Source organism: Nitrospirota bacterium (genome assembly GCA_016207885.1).
Lineage (GTDB): Bacteria > Nitrospirota > Thermodesulfovibrionia > UBA6902 > UBA6902 > JACQZG01.
Map to the genome: position 1 here is coordinate 1 of JACQZE010000031.1, position 20538 is coordinate 20538.

20 protein-coding genes and 1 pseudogene are annotated in these 20538 nt (G+C 45.0%); 11 read left to right on the forward strand and 10 right to left on the reverse strand.

The features are described from left to right. Nucleotides 1-84 (reverse strand): IS200/IS605 family transposase (locus HY807_12170; GenBank protein ID MBI4827155.1); only part of this gene is annotated, 84 nt, incomplete at its 3' end. 58 nt (nt 85-142) lie between these two features. On the opposite strand from HY807_12170, the gene HY807_12175 reads away from it, so the two are divergent. Next, nucleotides 143-319 carry a hypothetical protein gene (locus tag HY807_12175; GenBank protein MBI4827156.1) on the forward strand — a complete coding sequence of 59 codons (177 nt, stop codon included), beginning with the start codon at nt 143-145 and terminating at the stop codon, nt 317-319. A gap of 73 nt (nt 320-392) precedes the next feature. Here the strand turns inward: HY807_12175 and HY807_12180 are convergent, their stop codons facing one another. The 4 genes and pseudogenes from HY807_12180 to murJ form a co-directional block, all read right to left on the reverse strand. Further along, nucleotides 393-1277 carry a PhzF family phenazine biosynthesis protein gene (locus HY807_12180; protein MBI4827157.1) on the reverse strand — a complete coding sequence of 295 codons (885 nt, stop codon included), beginning with the start codon at nt 1275-1277 and terminating at the stop codon, nt 393-395. A 1-nt stretch (nt 1278) separates the two neighbouring features. Continuing rightward, nucleotides 1279-1698, reverse strand: a pseudogene (locus tag HY807_12185) (endonuclease domain-containing protein). Nucleotides 1699-1817: 119 nt separating this feature from the next. Next, the gene (locus HY807_12190; protein ID MBI4827158.1) at nt 1818-2441 is read right to left on the reverse strand and encodes an MBL fold metallo-hydrolase; all 624 of its coding nucleotides are present in this window, start codon (nt 2439-2441) and stop codon (nt 1818-1820) included. 25 nt (nt 2442-2466) lie between these two features. Further along, complete coding sequence (gene murJ, locus HY807_12195) at nt 2467-4035, reverse strand: murein biosynthesis integral membrane protein MurJ (protein ID MBI4827159.1); 1569 nt, start codon at nt 4033-4035, stop codon at nt 2467-2469. 112 nt (nt 4036-4147) lie between these two features. Between murJ and rpsT the strand changes: the two genes are divergently transcribed. Then, entirely contained in the window at nt 4148-4414 is a 267-nt protein-coding gene (gene rpsT, locus HY807_12200; protein MBI4827160.1) for a 30S ribosomal protein S20, read from the forward strand. Here the strand turns inward: rpsT and holA are convergent. The 3 genes from holA to HY807_12215 are packed head-to-tail and all read right to left on the reverse strand — an operon-like array spanning nt 4383 to nt 8316. Continuing rightward, nucleotides 4383-5336 carry a DNA polymerase III subunit delta gene (gene holA, locus HY807_12205; protein ID MBI4827161.1) on the reverse strand — a complete coding sequence of 318 codons (954 nt, stop codon included), beginning with the start codon at nt 5334-5336 and terminating at the stop codon, nt 4383-4385. The genes rpsT and holA overlap by 32 nt on opposite strands. Continuing rightward, nucleotides 5326-5874 (reverse strand): hypothetical protein, encoded by a 549-nt coding sequence (locus HY807_12210; GenBank protein ID MBI4827162.1) that lies wholly within the window; start codon nt 5872-5874, stop codon nt 5326-5328. Before HY807_12210 ends, holA begins: the two co-directional genes overlap by 11 nt. Then, the gene (locus tag HY807_12215) at nt 5875-8316 is read right to left on the reverse strand and encodes a leucine--tRNA ligase (protein MBI4827163.1); all 2442 of its coding nucleotides are present in this window, start codon (nt 8314-8316) and stop codon (nt 5875-5877) included. 166 nt (nt 8317-8482) lie between these two features. On the opposite strand from HY807_12215, the gene bamA reads away from it, so the two are divergent. From bamA to lpxI, 6 genes are read left to right on the forward strand one after another with little or no spacing between them, the layout of a single operon-like run. Beyond that, nucleotides 8483-10786: an outer membrane protein assembly factor BamA gene (bamA, locus tag HY807_12220; GenBank protein MBI4827164.1), complete on the forward strand. Its 2304-nt coding sequence runs from the start codon at nt 8483-8485 to the stop codon at nt 10784-10786. Nucleotides 10787-10836: 50 nt separating this feature from the next. Next, nucleotides 10837-11361, forward strand: coding sequence for an OmpH family outer membrane protein (locus HY807_12225; GenBank protein MBI4827165.1), 525 nt, complete (start codon nt 10837-10839; stop codon nt 11359-11361). Next, the gene (gene lpxD, locus HY807_12230) at nt 11358-12389 is read left to right on the forward strand and encodes a UDP-3-O-(3-hydroxymyristoyl)glucosamine N-acyltransferase (GenBank protein MBI4827166.1); all 1032 of its coding nucleotides are present in this window, start codon (nt 11358-11360) and stop codon (nt 12387-12389) included. Before HY807_12225 ends, lpxD begins: the two co-directional genes overlap by 4 nt. Continuing rightward, a complete protein-coding gene (fabZ, locus tag HY807_12235) occupies nt 12379-12819 on the forward strand; it encodes a 3-hydroxyacyl-ACP dehydratase FabZ (protein ID MBI4827167.1) in 441 nt (146 codons plus the stop codon). Before lpxD ends, fabZ begins: the two co-directional genes overlap by 11 nt. Then, complete coding sequence (gene lpxA, locus HY807_12240; protein ID MBI4827168.1) at nt 12812-13594, forward strand: acyl-ACP--UDP-N-acetylglucosamine O-acyltransferase; 783 nt, start codon at nt 12812-12814, stop codon at nt 13592-13594. The genes fabZ and lpxA overlap by 8 nt, the downstream gene beginning before the upstream one ends. Next, nucleotides 13585-14433, forward strand: coding sequence for a UDP-2,3-diacylglucosamine diphosphatase LpxI (lpxI, locus tag HY807_12245; GenBank protein ID MBI4827169.1), 849 nt, complete (start codon nt 13585-13587; stop codon nt 14431-14433). Before lpxA ends, lpxI begins: the two co-directional genes overlap by 10 nt. A 91-nt stretch (nt 14434-14524) precedes the next feature. Here the strand turns inward: lpxI and HY807_12250 are convergent, their stop codons facing one another. Further along, on the reverse strand, nt 14525-16372 hold the full coding sequence (locus HY807_12250) for a putative DNA binding domain-containing protein (protein MBI4827170.1): 1848 nt from the start codon (nt 16370-16372) through the stop codon (nt 14525-14527). A 130-nt stretch (nt 16373-16502) separates the two neighbouring features. Further along, the gene (locus HY807_12255; GenBank protein MBI4827171.1) at nt 16503-17885 is read right to left on the reverse strand and encodes a putative DNA binding domain-containing protein; all 1383 of its coding nucleotides are present in this window, start codon (nt 17883-17885) and stop codon (nt 16503-16505) included. Nucleotides 17886-18036: 151 nt separating this feature from the next. Here HY807_12255 and HY807_12260 point away from each other — a divergent pair, with 151 nt between their 5' ends. The 3 genes from HY807_12260 to HY807_12270 all read left to right on the forward strand — a co-directional run bounded on the left by HY807_12260 (nt 18037) and on the right by HY807_12270 (nt 20478). Further along, nucleotides 18037-19005 carry a Gfo/Idh/MocA family oxidoreductase gene (locus HY807_12260; GenBank protein MBI4827172.1) on the forward strand — a complete coding sequence of 323 codons (969 nt, stop codon included), beginning with the start codon at nt 18037-18039 and terminating at the stop codon, nt 19003-19005. Then, nucleotides 18995-20104 carry a DegT/DnrJ/EryC1/StrS family aminotransferase gene (locus tag HY807_12265; GenBank protein MBI4827173.1) on the forward strand — a complete coding sequence of 370 codons (1110 nt, stop codon included), beginning with the start codon at nt 18995-18997 and terminating at the stop codon, nt 20102-20104. Before HY807_12260 ends, HY807_12265 begins: the two co-directional genes overlap by 11 nt. A 65-nt stretch (nt 20105-20169) precedes the next feature. Continuing rightward, on the forward strand, nt 20170-20478 hold the full coding sequence (locus HY807_12270) for a hypothetical protein (GenBank protein MBI4827174.1): 309 nt from the start codon (nt 20170-20172) through the stop codon (nt 20476-20478). Nucleotides 20479-20538 lie beyond the last annotated feature (60 nt).

Below are 20538 nucleotides of genomic sequence, written 5' to 3' on the forward strand. Positions count from 1 at the left end.
AACAACTCTCCGATATTTCGCTGGACACACCAAGTGATACATCAATACAGAAACATTGTGGCTTTTATGTATGTACTGACTCATTCCTCATCATATCAGATCGCAGCAGAGCTGCGGGGAATTAGACCCTAAGAGATTAAATATGAAAAAAGAAGAAATAGAAAATATATTAGGAACTAAAATTGAAATTAAAAATAATAAAACAAACATAGGTTGGGAGACTCGGAAGGGCGACGAAATTATTGATTATCGAGGATTAGATTTAACTTTCAAGAATGATAACTTAATCTCAATTTCTTGGTATGGAGTTGATCCATAAAAATAAACTCCAACCCTTCTTACTCCTAATATCCCCTCAGCCCCGGCAGATCAGTTGATTTAGAAGTAAACCGTTACGCCAGTTTACCCCTGCTGACCATCATAACCTTTCCGCCGACTGATATATCGATAGACCCATCCTTCTCTTCCGCATTAACAAGGATCAGAGACCGCCTCCCTATCTCATAGCCCTGTTCAACCCGCACAGCTATCTGCTTCTTTTTAAAATAACCGTTCTTCACAAGATATCCGCCAAGACAGCCGTTCGCGCTTCCTGTTGCCGGGTCTTCAGGTATGCCGTAGTAGTCTGCGAACATCCTTGCATTGAGGTCATTGCCATCTTCATAAGTCTCTGGTGAAAAGACAAAGAGAGCCTTGGCTTCGGTCTTATTGATAAGTTCAAAGTATTTATCTCTGTTAATTCTGCACTTCTTTATAGCCTTCATCCCCTTCAGCGGAACAATAATAAACGGTAGGCCGATTGATACTTCCTGAACAGGATATCTGCTGTCAATCTCATCTGCGTCAAGCCCAAGAACTTCAGCGATAACTTCAGCGCCTATAACCTTGCCAAAGACAGGCTGTATCTGCCTCATCCATAATGTCTCAGGAGAATTATCTTTGTAACTGATAGTGACCGCTATCTGGCCTATCTTGAGGTTGAGTATTAATGATCCGGCAGGTTCCTTGATGATCTCCTGCTGTATTACATATGCCGTGCCTAATACAGGATGGCCTGCAAAAGGAACCTCCTGCGCCGGAGTGAAGATGCGCACATCGAATGCGCCATCGCGTTTGTCATCTGAGAGTATGAATGCCGTCTCAGAGAAGTTGATCTCCTTTGCTATCTTCTGCATGACAGCATCAGATATCGAAACTGCGTGCCTGACAACAGCAAGCTGGTTCCCGCAGTATTTCTCCGGTGCAAAGACATCTAAAATGTAAAAAGGGTTCTTCAATTTAGTGTCTTCGCTTAAGAGTTTGATTTCTGTCTCCCCCTTTGAAAAAGGGGGATGAAGGGGGATTTTTTAATTCTAATCTCTTCCATATTTCTTCCAGAACAGCTTCAAGATTCTTTAATACATCTATATCTGAAAACCTGACAACGGTTATCCCTGCTCCTGCCATGTAAGAATCTCTCATGTTATCATTCTCTCTGCCTTCATGACTGTAATGTTGGCCGCCATCAACTTCTATGATTAGCTTTAATTCATGACAGTAGAAATCAGCAATATAATTGCCAATAATCTTCTGCCGGTAAAATTGAAATCATTTTAATTGCTTTCTTCTGATTTTTGACCATAGCAATTTCTCTGCATCAGTCATATTACTTCTCAGGCTTCTTGCAAATGGTTGTAATCTTTTATTATAAGAAAGCACAGTTACCTGACAAGTCTTCAAATCCCCCCTACCCCCCTTTTCTAAAGTGGGGGATAACAATAATGATATCCTGATTCATAGATGTTACCCATACTATCCAACAATGAGCCTCAATTTATCTAAAGCTCGTTCACAAAGAAGTTATCTCTCTTCTCGCGGCCTATAGTCGTCTCATTGCCGTGGCCTGCATATACCTTTGTATCATCAGGAAGCTCAAGCAGCCGCCTGAATGAATCTTTCAATCTCTCATGGCTGCCCCCGGGGAAGTCCGTCCTTCCCACTGAACCCTGAAAGATGGTGTCACCTGCCATCAAAACGCCCTCGCCATAAAGGCATATGCCGCCGGGGCTGTGTCCCGGAACATGAATGACCTTGAAGTTAAGCCCGCCCGGCTTCACTTCATCCCCTTCCGAGAGGAAACCATCCGGATCAGGAAGGTCTGCCACATCAAAGCCCCAGAACAAGGCATGCTCTTTTGCCATATTATATGTCTCAAGATCCTCTTTATGTATCAGTATCGTTGCGCCTGTCGCTGCCTTTATCTCACCCGCGGCGCCAACGTGGTCAAAATGGGCGTGCGTGCATATTATCGCGGTGATAGTCAGCCCCTCAGCCTTTATGGCATCATTGATCCTGTCGCCCTCATCACCGGGGTCTATAACTATCGCCTGTTTTGTCTTTTCATCTACGACGATATAACAGTTTTCCTGAAGCGGCCCTACAACAAATTTCTTTATTAACATGACTCCTCCTGATTTGAAAAAGTGATTATACCCTGCCCTTCCGTTCTTTGTATATCTTTATTAAATGCTTCAGCTCCTCGCTTCCAAGTAAATGCATAAGTAAAACATATACAGCAAGAAAGACCGCTATCGCGACGGTTAATAGTCCGGCCTTCTCCAAGGTTATCCCGCTCTGCATCCATATATCATTCCTTATAATGAACCAGCTTAAAAGCCCTGTCACAGCGGAGGCTATGGATACTTTAAAAAAAGAGATGCCTATATTCCTGCCGTCAAGCCTTCCGAGTTTTTTCTTCAGCATGAAAAACAGAATGCCGAAATTCACTGTTGCGGCTATGGAATTGGCAAGGGCAAGCCCGCTGTGCTGCATCGGCTTCATTAATATGAGGCTCATGGTAATATTTGTCAGCATGGCAATTGCGGCGACCTTCACCGGCGTCTTCGTATTCTGCATGGAATAAAAGCCTGCGGTAACTATCCTCATGCCGACGATGGCCCATATCCCCAATGCATAAAAAAGCAGCGCCTGCGCGGTCCCTGCCGTGGCGGCATAGTCGAACTTCCCTCTCTGGAAAAGTATATTGACTATCGGTTCTCTCAGGAATATCAGTCCTGCCATTGAAGGTATCGTTATAAAAAAGAGCAGCCGCAAGGCAAACGAGAAGTCGCTCCTCAGCTCATCAAAATCCCCTTTTGCAGCATGCGCTGAAAGGGCCGGGAGGATCGCCATTCCCATTGCAACGCCGAACATGCCGATGGGAAACTGAATCAGCCTCATGGAGTAGAAAAGATATGTGATGCTCCCTGAAGGCAGAAATGAAGCGAGGATATTGCTCACTACGATATTTATCTGATTTACCGATAAGGCAAGCGTGGCAGGTATCAGCAGGAGCGCCATTTTTTTAATGCCGGGGTGGCTGAAATTCATATTAAAGCCGAGCCTGTATTTGTTCCTGAAAAATGCCGGAAGCTGGAAGGCGAACTGTACAAATCCGCCGACCATCATGCCTATCGCGGCAACTATGATAGGCTGCTGCGACCTTGATTCAAAGATCAAAATACTTATTATCAGGGTAATGTTGAGCATTGCGGGCGCGAGGGCCGGGATAAAAAAGACCTTCTTGATATTCAGCGCGCCCATGACCAGAGCGGCAAGGCTTATGAATAAAAGGAACGGCATCATTATCCTTGTCAAAAGCACGGTGAGCGAGAACTTTTCCGGAGAGCTTAAAAATCCCGGCGCAAGCGCGGTAACTATTTCCGGAGAAAAGATAATGCCCAGGATGCAGACCGTTCCGGCAGCAATGACAACGAAGGTGAAGGCTATCTTCACAAGCCGGTTCACCTCTTCCTCTCCCTGTTTCTGCCTGTATTCGGTCAAGACCGGGATAAGCGCGGCCGACATGGAACCTTCGGCAAAAAGCTCCCTTAACAGGTTCGGTATCCTGAAGGCGGCAAAAAAGGTATCGGAAAGCCCTGTCGCTCCGAAATACCGCGCAAATATCATATCCCTTGCAAAACCGAGTATCCGGCTGATAAGGGTTGCCGCAGACATCAGTCCCGCAGCCTTTGTTATTTTTCTTTTTTCATCCATATAGCTTGACTTTATTATCTTCCATGATGTAATTTAATTACTCAATTAAGACCAAGACTAACAGATAGTTGGAGGTAGAGCATTGGCTACTAAGCCCGCAGTCAAAAAGAATCTGTCAACACTCAAAAGAGTGAGGCAGGCAATAGCAAAAACAGACAAGAACCGCTCCGTAAAGAGCTTGATAAAGACCCTTACCAAGAAGATCGAGGCAGAGGTCAAGAGCAAGAACATTGAAAACGCAAAGGCTGCTTTGACAACAGCGGTCTCAGCGATCGACAAGGCTGCGAAGAATGGAATAATCCACAAAAGCACCGCTTCCAGGAAGATATCCCGTATTACAAAGCTTGTCAACTCACTCTCCTCTTCTGAAGCAGCCTGATAATCAATATCTCTAATACAAGCTCAGGCCTTCCGCTGCTCTTTATAGCCGCGTCAGCCTCATGCAGGGCCTGAAATATACCCTGAAAAGCATCTTCGTTGTATGACCTGAGATGTTTAGAAAGCATGTTGTAAGTTGACATCCTCATCTTCTGGGGCTTCTTCCCCTTATTAAGCCAGAGGTCGTAGAACTCCCGGTAGTGCCAGTTGAGCGTCCCCAGTACAGAGGTTGCAAGCATCTTTTCCGCAAGGATGGATTCAAGTATCATGAACGCCCTTGTCCTGTGCTCCGCGACCAGCGCGTCAATAAGATTAAAAGTGGTGTACTCCCTGACAGCGCTTATTGATGAGGTTATATCATTTTCATCTATCCTCTTTTTGCCCGACATTGAGAGCTTATCAACCTCAGAGGCAAGCAGCCCGGCGTCAAACCCGACGTAATCGATAAGGCAGCCTATTGCTTCGCCTGTCATCTGAATGCCCTTGTCAGCTGCAAGCCGCTTGATCCATGCCGGGATATCCCTCTCCTCTATCCCGAGTTTAAACAACTTCCATGGTATATCAGACAGCTTCTTGGCCGGCGCCTTTTGCGAGAGGACAAGCATACAGGTGTTTTCAGACGGCTTCATGAAATACGGGAGCAGGGAATCAACAGATGCCTTTGAGTATTGATGGAACCCCTTAAGCACAACTAATCGCCTGGTTGCCATGAAAGGCAAGGTAGATGCGGCGTCAATTATCTGGCCGGGGTCGGAAGAAGGGTAAAAGAGGTCATAATTGAAATCAGCCTGAGATGAAGATACAACCCTTTCAACAGCTTTCTTTAAAACATCATCGAGAAAATAGTCTTCTTCACTCCAGAAGTAATAGAGATTTTGCGGAAGGCCTTTCTCAATTTCCTTATCGAGAGCGCTATTCAACATACCGGATTATTATCCTGCTGACTATCTCCCTGGCGATCTCGGTAAAGGCCTTGTCTATAGCCCTCTCCTTCTGAACAACATACTCGCTCACTGTTCCCGTAGTCTCAAATGTGATCCTTATAGGCGACTCCACCGAGACAAATTCAGTGATACTGCCGCCGTCAGTCAGCCTCATATCTACCTTCAGGAGCAGCTCCTGTTCCTTTATGCGTTCGTCAACAGCCGCGATGGTGCTCAACATAAAAGTTGCTATCGTTGTGTCAAGGGAAACATCGCCGCCGGCAGACATGACCTTTACCCCATGTGCCAAAAACTCCTTTGAGAGCGCGTAATGAAGCCTGTCCTCAAGTCTCGGCTCATACGTGTTGTTCTGAACCTGCCTGATGGTAATGGAGTTAAAAGGCAGATTTTTTGACCCTATGATGCTGTAGCCGCAGGAACTGACAAAGAAGAACGGAAAAACAAGAAGCAGGAAATATATACCATTCCATCCCCGCCTGCTGATAACTGGCCCTGATACGCAATTTATATTTTTCATTTATATAACGATGTTAACCAGCTTGCCCTTAATAACTATCACCTTCCCGGGCGTCATTCCTTTCAGGTAATCCTGTATCTTCGGACTGTTAAAGGCCAGTTCCCTGACAGCCTCATCATCAAGCCCGGCCCGGATCATACACTTGCTTCTAACCTTGCCGTTTATCTGGACAACCAGTTCAATGACATCTTCCTTTACTAACTCCTCGTCCCAGACAGGCCACTCTTTACTATGGATGCCTTTATCTTCGCCGATCTCTTTCCAGAGTTCTTCGGATATATGCGGCGCAAAAGGCGATAGAAGAAGAATTACATGCTTAATACAGAACCTGGATACACCGGTGTCATGAACGCTCTCAGGGCTGAAGGCAGTGGCTTCATTGACCAGTTCCATCAAGGCTGCGATAGCGGTATTAAAATGATAATCACGTTCTACACTGTCCGTCACCTTCTTGATGGTCTGATGTGTCTTGCGAAGCAGCCCTTTGGCGCTGTCTGACAAACCGGAAAGGCCGGAAAGTTCTTCCGCGCCGCGGCCGGAGCGTTCATTATGATATCTGTAAACAAGCCCCCATACCCTGTTAAGAAAACGGGAAGCGCCCTCAACACCCTTGTCAGACCACTCAAGGTCTTTTTCAGGCGGCGCGGCAAAGAGGCAGAATATCCTCATTGTATCGGTGCCGAACTTTTTAATAAGATAGTCCGGATCCACTACATTTCCCTTGGATTTGGACATCTTGGCGCCGTCTTTTATGACCATGCCCTGCGTAAGCAGTTTCCTGAAAGGCTCGCCCTCCTTTATCAGTCCCAGATCCCTCACCACCTTGGTGAAGAACCTTGAATACAGCAGATGCAGGACGGCATGTTCTACGCCGCCGACATACTGGTCAACCGGCATCCAGTATTCAGCAGCCGCAGGATCAAGCGCTTTATCAGAGGACTTCGGGGATGTGTATCTCAGAAAATACCATGATGAATCAACAAAAGTATCCATGGTATCGGTCTCTCTCCTTGCGCGGCCTCCGCACTTCGGGCATTTGGTAATGACAAAATCCATAAGTTCGGCTAAAGGGGATCCGCCCTTTGCCGTTATAGTGACATCCTGCGGAAGGAGAACCGGCAGCTCATCCTCAGGAACTGTGACTATGCCGCAGGATTTGCAATAGATGACAGGTATCGGGGTTCCCCAATACCTTTGACGGGATATCCCCCAGTCACGCAGCCTGTAATTGACAACCTTCTTCCCGACACCCTTGGTTTCAAGATAGAGTGCTATCTTCTCTTTTGCCTCTCTGCTGTGAAGCCCTGTGAACTGTGCCGATTCAACCAGTATTCCCTCATCTTCAAAGGCCTCTGTCATATCCATGTGCTGCACCTTGTCAAGTGATAAGACAACGGTCTTTAAAGGGATATGATATTTTTTTGCAAAATCAAAATCTCTCTGGTCATGTGAAGGAACAGCCATAACAGCGCCGGTTCCATATCCCATAAGAACAAAATTAGAGACCCATATCGGCATCTTCTTGTTTGTCAGCGGATGAAGCGCGTAGTAGCGGGTAAAGACCCCTTCCTTTTCTTCAGGGTCATCTGAAAGCGACTCAATATCAGACAGCACCTTTTTATCCTTGATCTCCTCTGAGATAAATGAATGCCCCTTTGCGATGCTTAAGAATGTGGCCCCGTATAGAGTATCAGCCCTTGTGGTAAATACCCTTATCGTCTTGTTAGTGCCTATCACCTTGAAGTTAACATCCGCACCCTCGCTCCGCCCGATCCAGTTATGCTGCATCGCGAGTACTTTTTCAGGCCAGTCTTTAAGGCTATCAAGGTCACTGAGAAGTTCATCAGCATAAGATGTGATCTTGAAGAACCACTGTTCCAGGTCTTTCTTGTTCACAGTACTGTCACAACGCCAGCACTGTTCATCTATGACCTGCTCGTTCGCAAGGACCGTCTCGCAGGAAGGGCACCAGTTAACAGGCGAGAGCTTTTTATATGCCAGCCCCTTCTCCAGCATCCTGATAAAGAACCACTGGTTCCACCGGTAATATCCGGGGTCGCAGGTGGCGAACTCCCTTGACCAGTCAAAACTGAGGCCGAGCCTTTTTAACTGCATCCTCATGTAATCTATGTTTTCATACGTCCATTTCGAAGGATGTGTCTTATTCTTAATGGCTGCATTCTCGGCAGGCATACCGAATGCGTCCCATCCCATAGGATGCAGGACATTAAACCCCCTCAGCCTCTTATACCTGGAGATAACATCGCCTATCACATAGTTCCTGACATGGCCCATGTGTATCTTGCCCGAAGGATAAGGGAACATCTCAAGGCAGTAGAATTTCGGGGCATCGGAACGCTCCGTGACCCTGAAAAGGCCTTCATCCTCCCAGTATTTCTGCCACCTCTCCTCAATCTCCTGCGGTGTATATCTCTCTTCCAAAAAAACTCCTCTGTTTGTGTATTTTGCCGGATGTTATGTGAAAATTATTTTAGCATAATCATTAAATTTCAACAGGTATCATATCATATATATACCATAGAATTAAGTTGGATTTTAGGTAATCATAGTGCTATACTAACATTTATTTTTAGACAAGGAGCATTGCGTGATAAATAAAACCGGCCTACAAAACCCCCCTGCAAAAAACATTAACAGCCTGATCTGTCTGACAGTCTTTCTGGCCATCTCAGCCTTTATCCTTGCGGCAATCCTTCCGGGCACAACCGAGGCCGCGCCCCTGATCAAATCTATTGATATCACCGGTAACCGGAAGATAGAAGAAGCGGCCATTCGTTCAAAGATGAAAAGCCTTGCCGGGGAACCTTTCTCGGAAAGCACGGTTCATGATGATATAAAGAGCATCTACAGCATCGGATACTTTGACGATATCAGTGTAGATATCGAGCAGTTTGAAGGCGGGGTCAAACTTATCTTCACACTGAAAGAGAAGCCTGCGATAGCCAGCATAGATTTCCAGGGGAACAAGGAGTTTGATGCGGAAAAACTCAGGGAGAAGGCAACCATTGCTTCCGGTGCGATCGCCAACCCTCCGCTGATCGCTGACAATGTTGAGAAGATAGTGTCATTTTACCAGTCAGAGGGATACTGGCACGCAAGGGTAATTCCGGTCATAAGGGAGATCTCCGAAGACGCGGTCGCTCTGACCTTTCAGGTTGAAGAAGGGAAAAAGGTCGTGATCAAAGATATTAATATTGAAGGAAACTCCGCGCTTTCCGACAGGGAAATAGAAAAAGTGATGGCCACAAAAGAATGGTGGCTTTTTTCGTTCATTACAAGCTCAGGCAAATACAGCAAGGACCTGCTAAGCGTTGATATCGAAAGGATCAGGGAACTTTATAACAGCAAAGGTTACATCTACGTTGTCATATCCGAGCCTGAGATAACATTGAACCCGGAAAAAACAAAGCTCTTCATCAAGATCAATATATCTGAAGGCGATCAGTACAGGGTCGGAGACGTAAAGTTCGCAGGAAATGCCGTCTTTGAAAGCAGCCGGCTCTCTGCCGGGCTGAAGACCGTTTCCGGAGAGATATTTGACAGAAGCGCTCTCAGAACGGATATAGACAATATTGTTGAGCTTTATATGGAAAAAGGCTACGCCAGGGCTGATATCAATCCGCTGATAGATGTTGACAACGGAAAAAAGGCCGCGAATATCACCATGTCTATAACAGAAGGCGCTGTCTTCTCCATCGGCAGGATCGAGATATCAGGCAATAAAAAGACACGCGATAAAGTCATAAGAAGAGAGATGAGGCTTGATGAAGGCCAGACATTCAACAGCAGGCTCCTTAAAAGAAGCTATCAGAGAATTACAAACCTCGATTTTTTTGAAAGCGTTAATATCACCCCGCTTCCAAGGGTTGATGAATCGCTTATCGACCTGCATGTAAAGGTAGAAGAAAAACTGACCGGCATGCTGAGCGTCGGAGGCGGATACAGCTCGGTAGATAAATTCATGGTCATGGGCGAGGTCACCCAGGCAAACCTTTTCGGCAAAGGCCTTTATCTGAAGCTCAAGGCAGAATTAAGCGCCACAAGGACCAATTACAATATCTCGCTTAGAGACCCGTGGTTTATGGATAAACCCGTATCGGCATCTATGTCGCTGTATAACGAGTCATATGAGTATCCGGACTACGACAAAAAAACGACCGGCGGTTCAGTAGGATTGGGCAAAGAACTGTCAGAATATGTCGCCGGAAACATCATCTATAATTTTGAGAGTGTTGAGATCACGGATGTGGCTGAGGGAGCATCCTCACTCATCTCAGACCAGAAAGGCAAAAGCATCACGAGCAGCATAAGCCCTTCCATATGGAAGGACACACGGGATAATTATATAGACACCACAACAGGCGCAAGGACGGCGCTTTATACAACTGTTGCCGGCCTGGGAGGAGACAACTACTTTGTAAAGGGGATCATTGATTCCGGCCGCTATTTCCCTCTCTTCTGGGATACCGTCTTCAGTCTCAGGGGCCGGGCCGGGTATGCCTCAGGATTCAATGAAAAGGAACTTCCGATATATGAAAGATTCTATGTCGGCGGAATAAATACGGTAAGGGGCCTTTCATTCGGTGAAGCAGGCCCGAGAAACCCCAACGGGGAAAGGATCGGCGGCAACAAGGAAGTTATCTTTAATGCCGAGTTCATCTTCCCGCTTGCGAAAGAAGCCAAGTTGAAAGGCGTTGCATTCTTTGATGCAGGCAGGGCCTTTGAGAATAATGAAAAGATCTATATCAACGAACTCAGGCCGACTACAGGCGTAGGCGTCAGGTGGACATCTCCTTTCGGCCCTATCAGGCTTGAATGGGGATATAATCTTGACAAGCAGATCGATGAGAGTTCAAGCAAGATAGAATTTACAATGGGCGGGGTCTTCTAACCTCACAAGCAAAACTTCAAAATATATTTACACTACTTTAAGGGGGATGCATGAAAAGGATCATCTTGTTGTTTGCTGCATTATCATTATTCAGCTTCAGCGCGCACGCCGGAGAAATAAAGATCGGATATGTCGATTTTGCAAAAGCCGTAAGTGAATCAGACCAGGGAAAAGAGGCAACAAGCACTCTTGAGAAAATGTTCAACGAAAAGAAAGAGGTTATAGACGCCAAAGGAAATGAGAACAAAAAACTTGAAGAAGAAATGGCCAAACAGGCATCTGTCATGACACCTGAAACCCTCAAGAAAAAGCAGAGTGAGCGCGAAAAGATGGTCAAAGAAATACAGAGAATGGCAAAGGACTCTGAAGAAGACCTCCAGAAAAAAAGAGAAGAATATCTTCAGCACATAGCGACAGAACTCAGAGTTATTATTGAGAAGTTAGGGGAAAAAGAAGGCTACACCGCTATTTTCGAAGTATTTGAAGGCGGCATACTTTACATGCCTAAAGGATTTGACCTGACCGATAAGGTCATCAAGAGCTTCAACGAAACAGCCGCTGCCGCAAAACCATGAAACTGAAGGAAGCGGCTGGCCTGATCGGCGCTGAAATATCCGGAGACCCCGGGGTTGAGATAACCGGGGCGTCCGGCATCCGCGATGCTGCTCCGGGCGACATTACTTTTGTTTCAGCAAAAAAATACGCCAATGAGATCCGCAATACAAGGGCCTCTGCGGTAATACTGAAAAAAGAATTCAAAGGCCTCGCCGCTAACTCACTGATAGTCGATAATCCCCAATATGCCTTTGCCGTACTTCAAAGAATTCTTTATGTAAAGCCCCGAACGGCTATAGGCATAAGCGAAAAGGCGGCCATAGGGAAGAACGTGAAATTTGGCAATGACGTCAATGTCCATCCCCTGTCTTTTATCGGAGATGGCGTATCACTCGGCTCCGGGGTCACAATATATCCCGGTTCCCATATCGGGGAAGGAGTGACAATAGGTGATGATTCCGTCATATATCCCAATGTATCCATATATGGAGAAACATCAGTCGGCAGGCGGGTGATCATACACGCAGGCGCTGTTATAGGCTCTGACGGGTTCGGATTTGTCAATGAAAAGGGCACAAACCATAAGATCCCCCAGGTCGGGGGAGTTATTATTGAAGACGATGTAGAAATCGGGGCAAATGTCACTATTGACAGGGCTGCCATGAAGAAGAGCCGCACTACAATCGGAGCCGGCACCAAGATCGATAACCTCGTGCATATCGCGCATAACGTCAGGATCGGAAAGAACTGCCTGATCATGGCCCAGGCAGGCATAGCCGGCAGCACAGAGATAGGTGACGATGTTATACTTGCAGGGCAGTCAGCGCTGGCAGACCATATCAAAATAGGGAGAGGCGCGATCGTCACTCCCCAGTCCGGGGTCTTCCGCGATATAACCGGGGGAGAGATCTTCTCAGGAACGCTTGCAATGCCGCATAAGACATGGCTCAGGGTGCAGAGCATTATCGCAAAACTTCCTGAATACATTAATCGCCTTAAGGAATTGGAAAAAAAATCACAAAGGAGGGGCAGTCAAAATGATGGATAACCGCGAAATACAAAATATCCTGCCGCACAGATTCCCGTTTCTTCTGGTAGACAGGATCCTTGAACTGGAGCCGGGGGTCAAGGCTGTCGGCTTAAAGAATGTGACAATAAACGAACACTTCTTTCAGGGGCACTTTCCGGACTTTCCGGTAATGCCGGGGGTTTTGATAGTTGAGGCGATGGCGCAGGTCGCAGGAATTCTTGCCTTTAAGTCAGGCGCTAAAGAGGGCAGTTCCGTTTTTTTCATGAGCATAGAAAAAGCAAAGTTCAGAAAGCCTGTAGTGCCCGGAGACCAGCTTCGACTCGAACTGAATGTCATCCAGCATAGAGGCAATGTCTGGAAGTGCGGCGGCAAGACATTTGTTGACGGCAAACTCGTCTCAGAGGCTGAACTTACCGCAATGGTCACAGAGGGCGCAAAAAATGGCTAAGACAAAGATACATAGCACATCAATAGTATCATCCACTGCCAAACTTGGCGATGGAGTGGACATAGGCCCCTTCTGCATCATAGGGAAAGGCGTCAAGATCGGAAAGAACACAAGGCTTGTCTCTCATGTCACTATCAAAGAAGCCGAGATCGGAAGCGACTGTGTCATATATCCGTTCTCAGCGATAGGGCTTGCCCCGCAGGACACCAAATATAAGAATGAAAAAACGATGGTGAAGATAGGAAACAATAATACCATCAGGGAGAGCGTTACCATTCACCGCGCCTCAGTGGACGGGAACGGATTGACCGAGATCGGGGACAACAATTTCATAATGGCATATTCACACATTGCACATGACTGCAAGCTGGGGAACTCTATAATAATGGCGAACACCACCACGCTTGCAGGCCATGTTGAAGTAGAGGATTTCGCGGTCATCGGCGGCCTGGTCGCTGTACACCAGCATGCAAGGATCGGGACATGCTGCATGATAGGCGGCGTAAGTGGCGTAAGCATGGATGTCCCGCCATATACCATGGCTTCAGGCAACAGGGCGAAACTTTTCGGCCTGAATACAACAGGGCTCAAACGCCAGGGGATCAAAGACTCCTCGATCAAAGAACTTAAATCCGCTTACAAATTGCTCTTTAGAAGCAAGCTCACTCTAAAAGAGGCAATTGATAAGGTCAAGAGCGATCTGAAGCAGACAAACGAGATAAAGCACCTTTTGAAGTTCATTGAGAACAGCGCAAAAAGAGGCATATGCCGGTAAAGGCAGCACGCAGTACCGAACATCCCAGGACATTAGGCATCATAGCGGGAATGGGGCATCTCCCGAAGATCGTGGCGGCAGAAGCGAGAAAAAAAGGTTACCGGGTAACAGGATTCGCCCTTCAGCCGCCTTCCGATGATTCGCTCAGGGAATTTGTTGACGATTTTCATAAGGTCAATATCGGACATTTCGGCAAGCTGATCTCGCTGATGAAAAAACTGTCGGTTACAGAAGCGGTGATGGCAGGCAAAGTCCCCAAGAGCCTGCTTTACAGCAACAAGATGAAGCTCATACCTGACATGAGAACTGCCAAGGTGCTCTTTTCACTGAAGGACCGCTCGGATGACACTATAATGCTTGCGATTGTAAAGGAGCTTGAAAAGGACGGGATAAGGCTCTTGAATACGACATCCTTCACTTCTGACTCTCTTGTGCCTGAAGGAATACTGACAAAGAAAAAACCGACAAAAGAAGAATTGGAAGACATAGAATTCGGATGGAAGCTCGCGAAAAAGATGGGGCAGCTTGATATCGGACAGACCGTAATTGTCAAGGACAAGGCTGTTATGGCTGTGGAGGCGATAGAAGGGACTGATGAAGCTATCAAAAGAGGCGGAACTCTCTCAGGAAAAGGGGCCGTTGTCATAAAGGTAAGCAAGCCTGATCAGGATATGCGCTTTGATGTTCCTGTTGTGGGGATTGATACGCTTCACTCCATGAAAAGTGTGCACGCGAAAATTCTGGCTCTTGAAGCAGGGAAATGCATAATCATCGATAAAGAAAAATTCATCAAAGAAGCCGATAAAGACGGGATGGTTGTAGTAGGGCTTACCTTGTAGGAGGAAACTCCTAAGTGGCTATCCTATTATAGCCTCGGCTGCTCAACAGGCACATCCATGTGAGTTCAAGTTTTTGGGGTTTAGACATTGATTAAAGCAAGTCATTTGGTTTCTTGAAATCAGAATTTAGAGTGTAGCCTTTGGGCGACTTGATCAATATGGTTTTTTTATTTAGTTTGTTGCACATATTTCTGACTTTTCTGCCTAAATTTTCAAATTTCTTCACATCAATTTTTGAGCCGATCTCGGCACGGTATATTTCAGGAGTAAGTTGTCTTGCAGTTACAGGCTCTTCATTATAAAGTGTGTGTCTGTAAATAATATTCAGTACTTTTTTAGATACAGAATCAAGGTATATATATTCGGAGTCAAAGATCGCTTTTAACTCTGATGAAAAATCGTCTTTCATGAGTTCCCTGTCAACCATATAAAGAGGCGCATTCTCTGTACTGACAGGATGTTCAAATATCAGTCCTGCCTTTTTTAGAGATTCAATTACATTGAAGTGATTATTACTTTCAGTAAGTAGAATTGTATAAAGCCTTTTACGGTTGAGAATCTCTGATTTGTAAAAATAGGCAAGAACAGCTTTATGATGAAAAGTTAAATTGTCACCCAATTTATTAAGAATGTATTTTTTGAAACTGTTCAACCACGATTCAATCTGTTCATCAATTAATTTACCTGACGGAATTCTCAGGCAAATAGTATCTGGATTGCTTAGATCATAATATGGCAGGTCAGTTTTATTTATCAGACAGGCATTAACCAAAGTAGCCATTCCTCTGCCCCTGCTTTCTATTTTCTCAAATACCTTCAGAGCAGAAGCAAGCTTGGGATTCTTGGTCTCTGGAATGCCGGGAATAATTCTTCTGATCTGTATTTCATGTGTGTGATGAGAGACGGTGAGTTTCTGTTTAAATGTGCCGGGATTTCTTATTTCAAGATATTCATTTGGCTTTATAGTTACGGCAATAAAATTATTCGAATAATAATCCCTGTGTGCTAACGCATTATTGATGACTTCTCTTATTAAATCTTCTGAATATTCAGGTTCTGTTGATCCGCCTTCGCTAACAGACCGGCCTATTTTTATATTACCCCATACAAATTTGAAGGTATCCTCCATAAGGCTTATCACATCATTTCTGAATATCTTTTTATCTTTCGCAATAGATTCTCCGGTATCAAGATAGCAGTCAACTGCCACCCTGTTTTCAAGAAAGTGAAAAGGGTCATCCCCGCAAATAAGCATCCCAAGCGTTGTTATCTGCTCCTGCCTCATGAAATACTGTCTTGCAAGGAAAGACATAGATTGCTGCAAATCCGCCTTTAAGGTTTCTTTTCTGATCTCCCTATTAAGCAACGTGATGTAATGGTTGATCTTATCAAGGCTTAAATCATTAAGAGATGCTTCTTTGATCGGTGTGATTTCTTTTGCATACTCAAGTTCTTGCTTATACTCCTGATGCTGGAGTATTTTTGTATCAAGTATCTTTTTGTCCTGCGATAAAATACGCTCATAATAAATACCGTCAAATCTCAAATATTTCAGGTCTTCCGGTACCGGACGGACCAAGACAACTGCCAGATTAGTATTTTGAAAATCATCATATTCAAAGGATAGATAATCAGATAAATCAGGAAAAGTTCCGTTATCTGCCTGAAATATTTTAGACCGTAAGTCAATCAGATTTGACTCATTATCCCTGTTAAATCCATTTAAAACATATTGCATATTCCTTTCATGAATGCCAGCAATAATATAACCGCCATTTGTATTCAGAAAAGCACAGACCGTTTCTTTGAGGGATTTCCAATCACCACCGGTTGATAAACCTTTCAACTCCACTATCTCTGTTTCAATAGGAATGAACTTCCCCGTTTCAAGTGAAGATTGAATTTTAGTTAAAATTTCATTTATATAAAGATTCTTCATGAGTATCATTCCTTAATTTAACTTTCATTTTACAAGAAACAACAGATATGTTTCTATTTATTGTTTCCTACGCAACCCTTGCCTCGGCTATTCATCCTTGCCTATCCATGTGAGTTCAAGTTTTGAGGGGTTAGACATCAACTATCTCCCAATGCCCGCCTCTATCAGGGCCGACGCGCCTAAGTAATCCCTGTTCCCTCAGTTTTGTTATATTTTTTTTAACAGCCCTGTCGCTTATCCCAAGTTTTTCAGCTAACTCCTTAATAGTTACTGTTGCCTGTTCCTTTATAATATCTAATATTTTCTGGGAACTTTTCTGGGAACTTTTCTGGGAACTTTTCTGGGAACTTTTCTGGGTAGTATCCTCTATCTCTCCAGCTTTAAGCGAATACCGTGGATCGCGATAAAAAATGGCCCTGAAGAATGAATCCATTTCAAAGACAGGTTCTTTCAGGCCGGCTTCAACCATAAGCATCCTCATGCGATTGATGCCTGTGCCCATGCGTTCAACTTTATCCATGCGATGAAATAAATCAGCAATGATCGGATTCCGTCTTACAGAAGACTTGCCGAAATCCCGCTTGGCCATACCTTCAACCAATCCTCCAGGGTTTTCTATTTCGACACGGTCATCGAAAACCCTTACATAGATACTGGTTCCTTTAATCGCATAATTCCTGTGTACAATTGCATTAACAACAGCCTCCCTTAACGCATCCAGTGGAATCTCATAAATATCAAACCGGTTAAATTCACGAATTTCACTTCTTACATTCAGATGTTTCTTAAGGAAAGCAACTGCTTCATTGAACTGCAGTAGAAGATCGTCTCTCACATCCTTCCGGTCATAAATATTAGTTCTTTCAGTTCCTTTAAAGGCCGCGAAGATGCTCTCTGAATGAGGGATGAACTTTTCAACTTTGGAGGCAAACATTAAGGCCCCTGCATTGTTGATTTTGCCTTTTCTGTAAATGCTCAGACTTGTGAGAAAGGCGGCAAGATTTGCCTTGCTGATCTTATAGGGCGTATTCGCTTCCTGCAGAAATGTTTTCACTTTCTTAAGTGAAATATCCTTAAGATTTGAATCGCTGCAAGTGATATCCTCAAAGGATATTTCATCGGTTTCACGAAAGATAGACCGCACCTCCCGCTGCGTCATCTTCTGTGTCACTGCGTCAAGCCGCCTGTAATAACCTGAAGATGAGCCGTAAGGCTTTTCATCTCCCTCGGCGACTTCAACAACAACGATCTTTCCCTTCTGACGGATTTTCTTAATGTGAATTGATGGATCACAGTTCCGGGCAATAGCATTTATTTCCGCCTTCATTCTATTGGTCAGCGTCTCTCCGACAACCTTTCCTCTGTCATCAACTCCAAGAAGCAATAATCCGCCCTTTGAATTGGCAAAAGCTACAATATCACGGTCAATCTTTGGAGTGTATCTCTCCTTAAACTCAACCGTTAAGCCTTCTCCTTCTTTAATCAGAATGTTTATCTTGTCGGCATCGATCATTTAATCAAAATCCCCTTCTAAACCACATTCCATTTTACAGCAAACAACATATATGTTGCTATAATTTATTCCATCATGACTTTCATATTTCTTCCCCCTTAAGTTACAATTTAAACGAAACAAATCACTTTGCACTTCAATTTTCGAGATAATGATAAAAAATACATCAGACATGATTAAGGTCGGGGTCATAGGCGTTGGTTCCATAGGAAGGCATCACGCGAGGATATATGCTGAAATGAAGAACGCAGCCCTTGTCGGTATTGTGGATTATGATATCGAAAGGGCGCGGGAACTTGCTTCTCAGTACAATTGCAAAGCATATAAAGACCATATGGAAATGATGGATGAAGTGGATGCCGTAAGCATCGCCGTGCCTACGACTCTGCACCATAAGGTCGCAATGGACTTTCTCAAACACGGCAAAGACATACTTGTTGAAAAACCTATAACCTCCACATTGCAGGAGGCGGATGAACTGATATCAGAGGCGGACAAAAAAGGGCTGATAATTCAGGTGGGACATCTTGAGAGGTTCAATTCAGGCGTCTCGCTCATAAGCAGCATGATCGATAAGCCCAGCTTCATAGAGTCACAGCGCCTCTCCCCATTTCTCGGCAGAGGGATAGATGTTGATGTGACTCTTGACTTAATGATACATGATATAGATATAATACTCAGCCTTGTAAATTCAGATATAACCGACATCCGCGCAACCGGCGCCTCTGTACTCACGGATAATATAGATGTCGCGCATGCCTGGATCGAATTTGAGAACGGCTGTGTCGCTGAAGCTGTCACCAGCAGGATGGCAGATGAGAAGAAGAGGCAGTTGAAGGTCTTTCAGCACGACGCCTTTCTGAACCTCGATTATCAGAATCAGGAAGTCTCATGCGTAAGAAGGCACGGTACTGAAGTGAATAGTGAGACGCTGAAGGCCGAGACAAAGGAACCTTTAAAAGAGCAGCTGATATCTTTTGTTGACTGTATAATTAACAGAACTAAACCTATTGTATCGGGCCACGCCGGAAAGGAAGCCCTAAAGATAGCGCTAAAGGTCTCTGAACTGATCCGCCGCGAAAACAGGAAAGCTCAGGCAGCTAAATCATATGACAAATAATAAACCGACAATACCGATGCTGGATCTCAAGATCCAGTACAACTCGCTCCGGGGCGAGATCGAGAAAGCCATTCACGAAATATCGGAAAGCGGCATCTTCATTCTCGGCCAGAATGTCGCTTCATTTGAAAAAGAGGTCGCGGCATATCATGGCGTCAGGTACGCTGTCGGGGTCGCATCCGGAACAGACGCGCTCCACCTCGCTCTCAAAGCTATCGGCATTAAAACAGGTGACGAGGTTATCACAACCCCTTTCACCTTTATAGCCGCTGCTGAAGCCATAACCTATGACGGCGGAGTCCCTGTATTTGTTGATATCGACAAAGAGACCTTCAACATAGACCCGGCAAAGATAGAAGAGAAGATAACCCCCAGAACAAAGGCCATAGTGCCTGTGCACCTCTTCGGGTCGCCTGCCAATATGGATGAGATCATGGCGATAGCAAAGAAACACAATCTCAGGGTCATTGAAGACTGCGCGCAGGCATTCGGCGCGAAATATAAGGGCAAGGCAACCGGAAGCATCGGTGACGCGGGCTGTTTCAGTTTTTATCCGAGCAAAAACCTCGGAGCCTATGGAGACGGCGGCATCATTGTGACCGATGACCAGGAGATATATGACACTGTTAAACTGCTGCGCAACCACGGGAGCGCTGTAGTATATCATCACAAGTTTGTCGGCTATAACAGCAGGCTTGATGAGTTTCAGGCAGCTATCCTCAGAATAAAACTTAAACATATAGATGTCTATAATCAGAAGAGGCGCGACATAGCAAAAATATATTCTTCACTCATGTCCCACGCTGTCAAGTGCCCCTCCGTGCCGTCCGGGACAACACATGTTTATCATCAATACACCATAAGGTCAAAAAAACGCGATCTCATCAAAAAAGAGCTTGCAGATAATGCAGCCTCATCCGTTGTCTATTACCCCATCCCGCTCCACCTGCAGGAGGCATTCGGATATCTGGGACATAAGCCGGGTGACTTCCCTGAAAGTGAAGCTGCTGCCAATGAAGTTCTATCTCTCCCCATATATCCTGAAATGGAACCTGAACAGGCAGAGTTCATATCTAAAGTTATATTGAATTGTCTTTGACCGGTTTGCAATTCAAAAAAAGATAGTTTAATTTATAAAAAAAGCATGTTTCTCTGCAGGTCTATATGAGCAACTTAAAAAGACAACTAAGGCCCGGCTTCACAGATACCTTTACCCGCATGTTTTCGATCATTACCATAATATTCGGCCTTCTTCTGCTTTCAAAAACAATGGATCCGGTATTTGAGGGCAGTGAAAATTTTGATCTCTTTCTTCTTCTTCTCGGGCTGCATGGGGTAATAACAAACCCGTATGACGCAGGAAGCGTCAGAAAGCTTCTATGTAATGTCAGCTTATTGGCCGCATTTATGTTGATAATATATTCAGTCGTTCTATTATTTAAAAAATTCGGCCTGATAGGCACCATGTCTTAATACACCGCCTGTTTGCTGATAACTGCTTTTCCTGTTCCTGCCCTGCCATTGATTAAACCT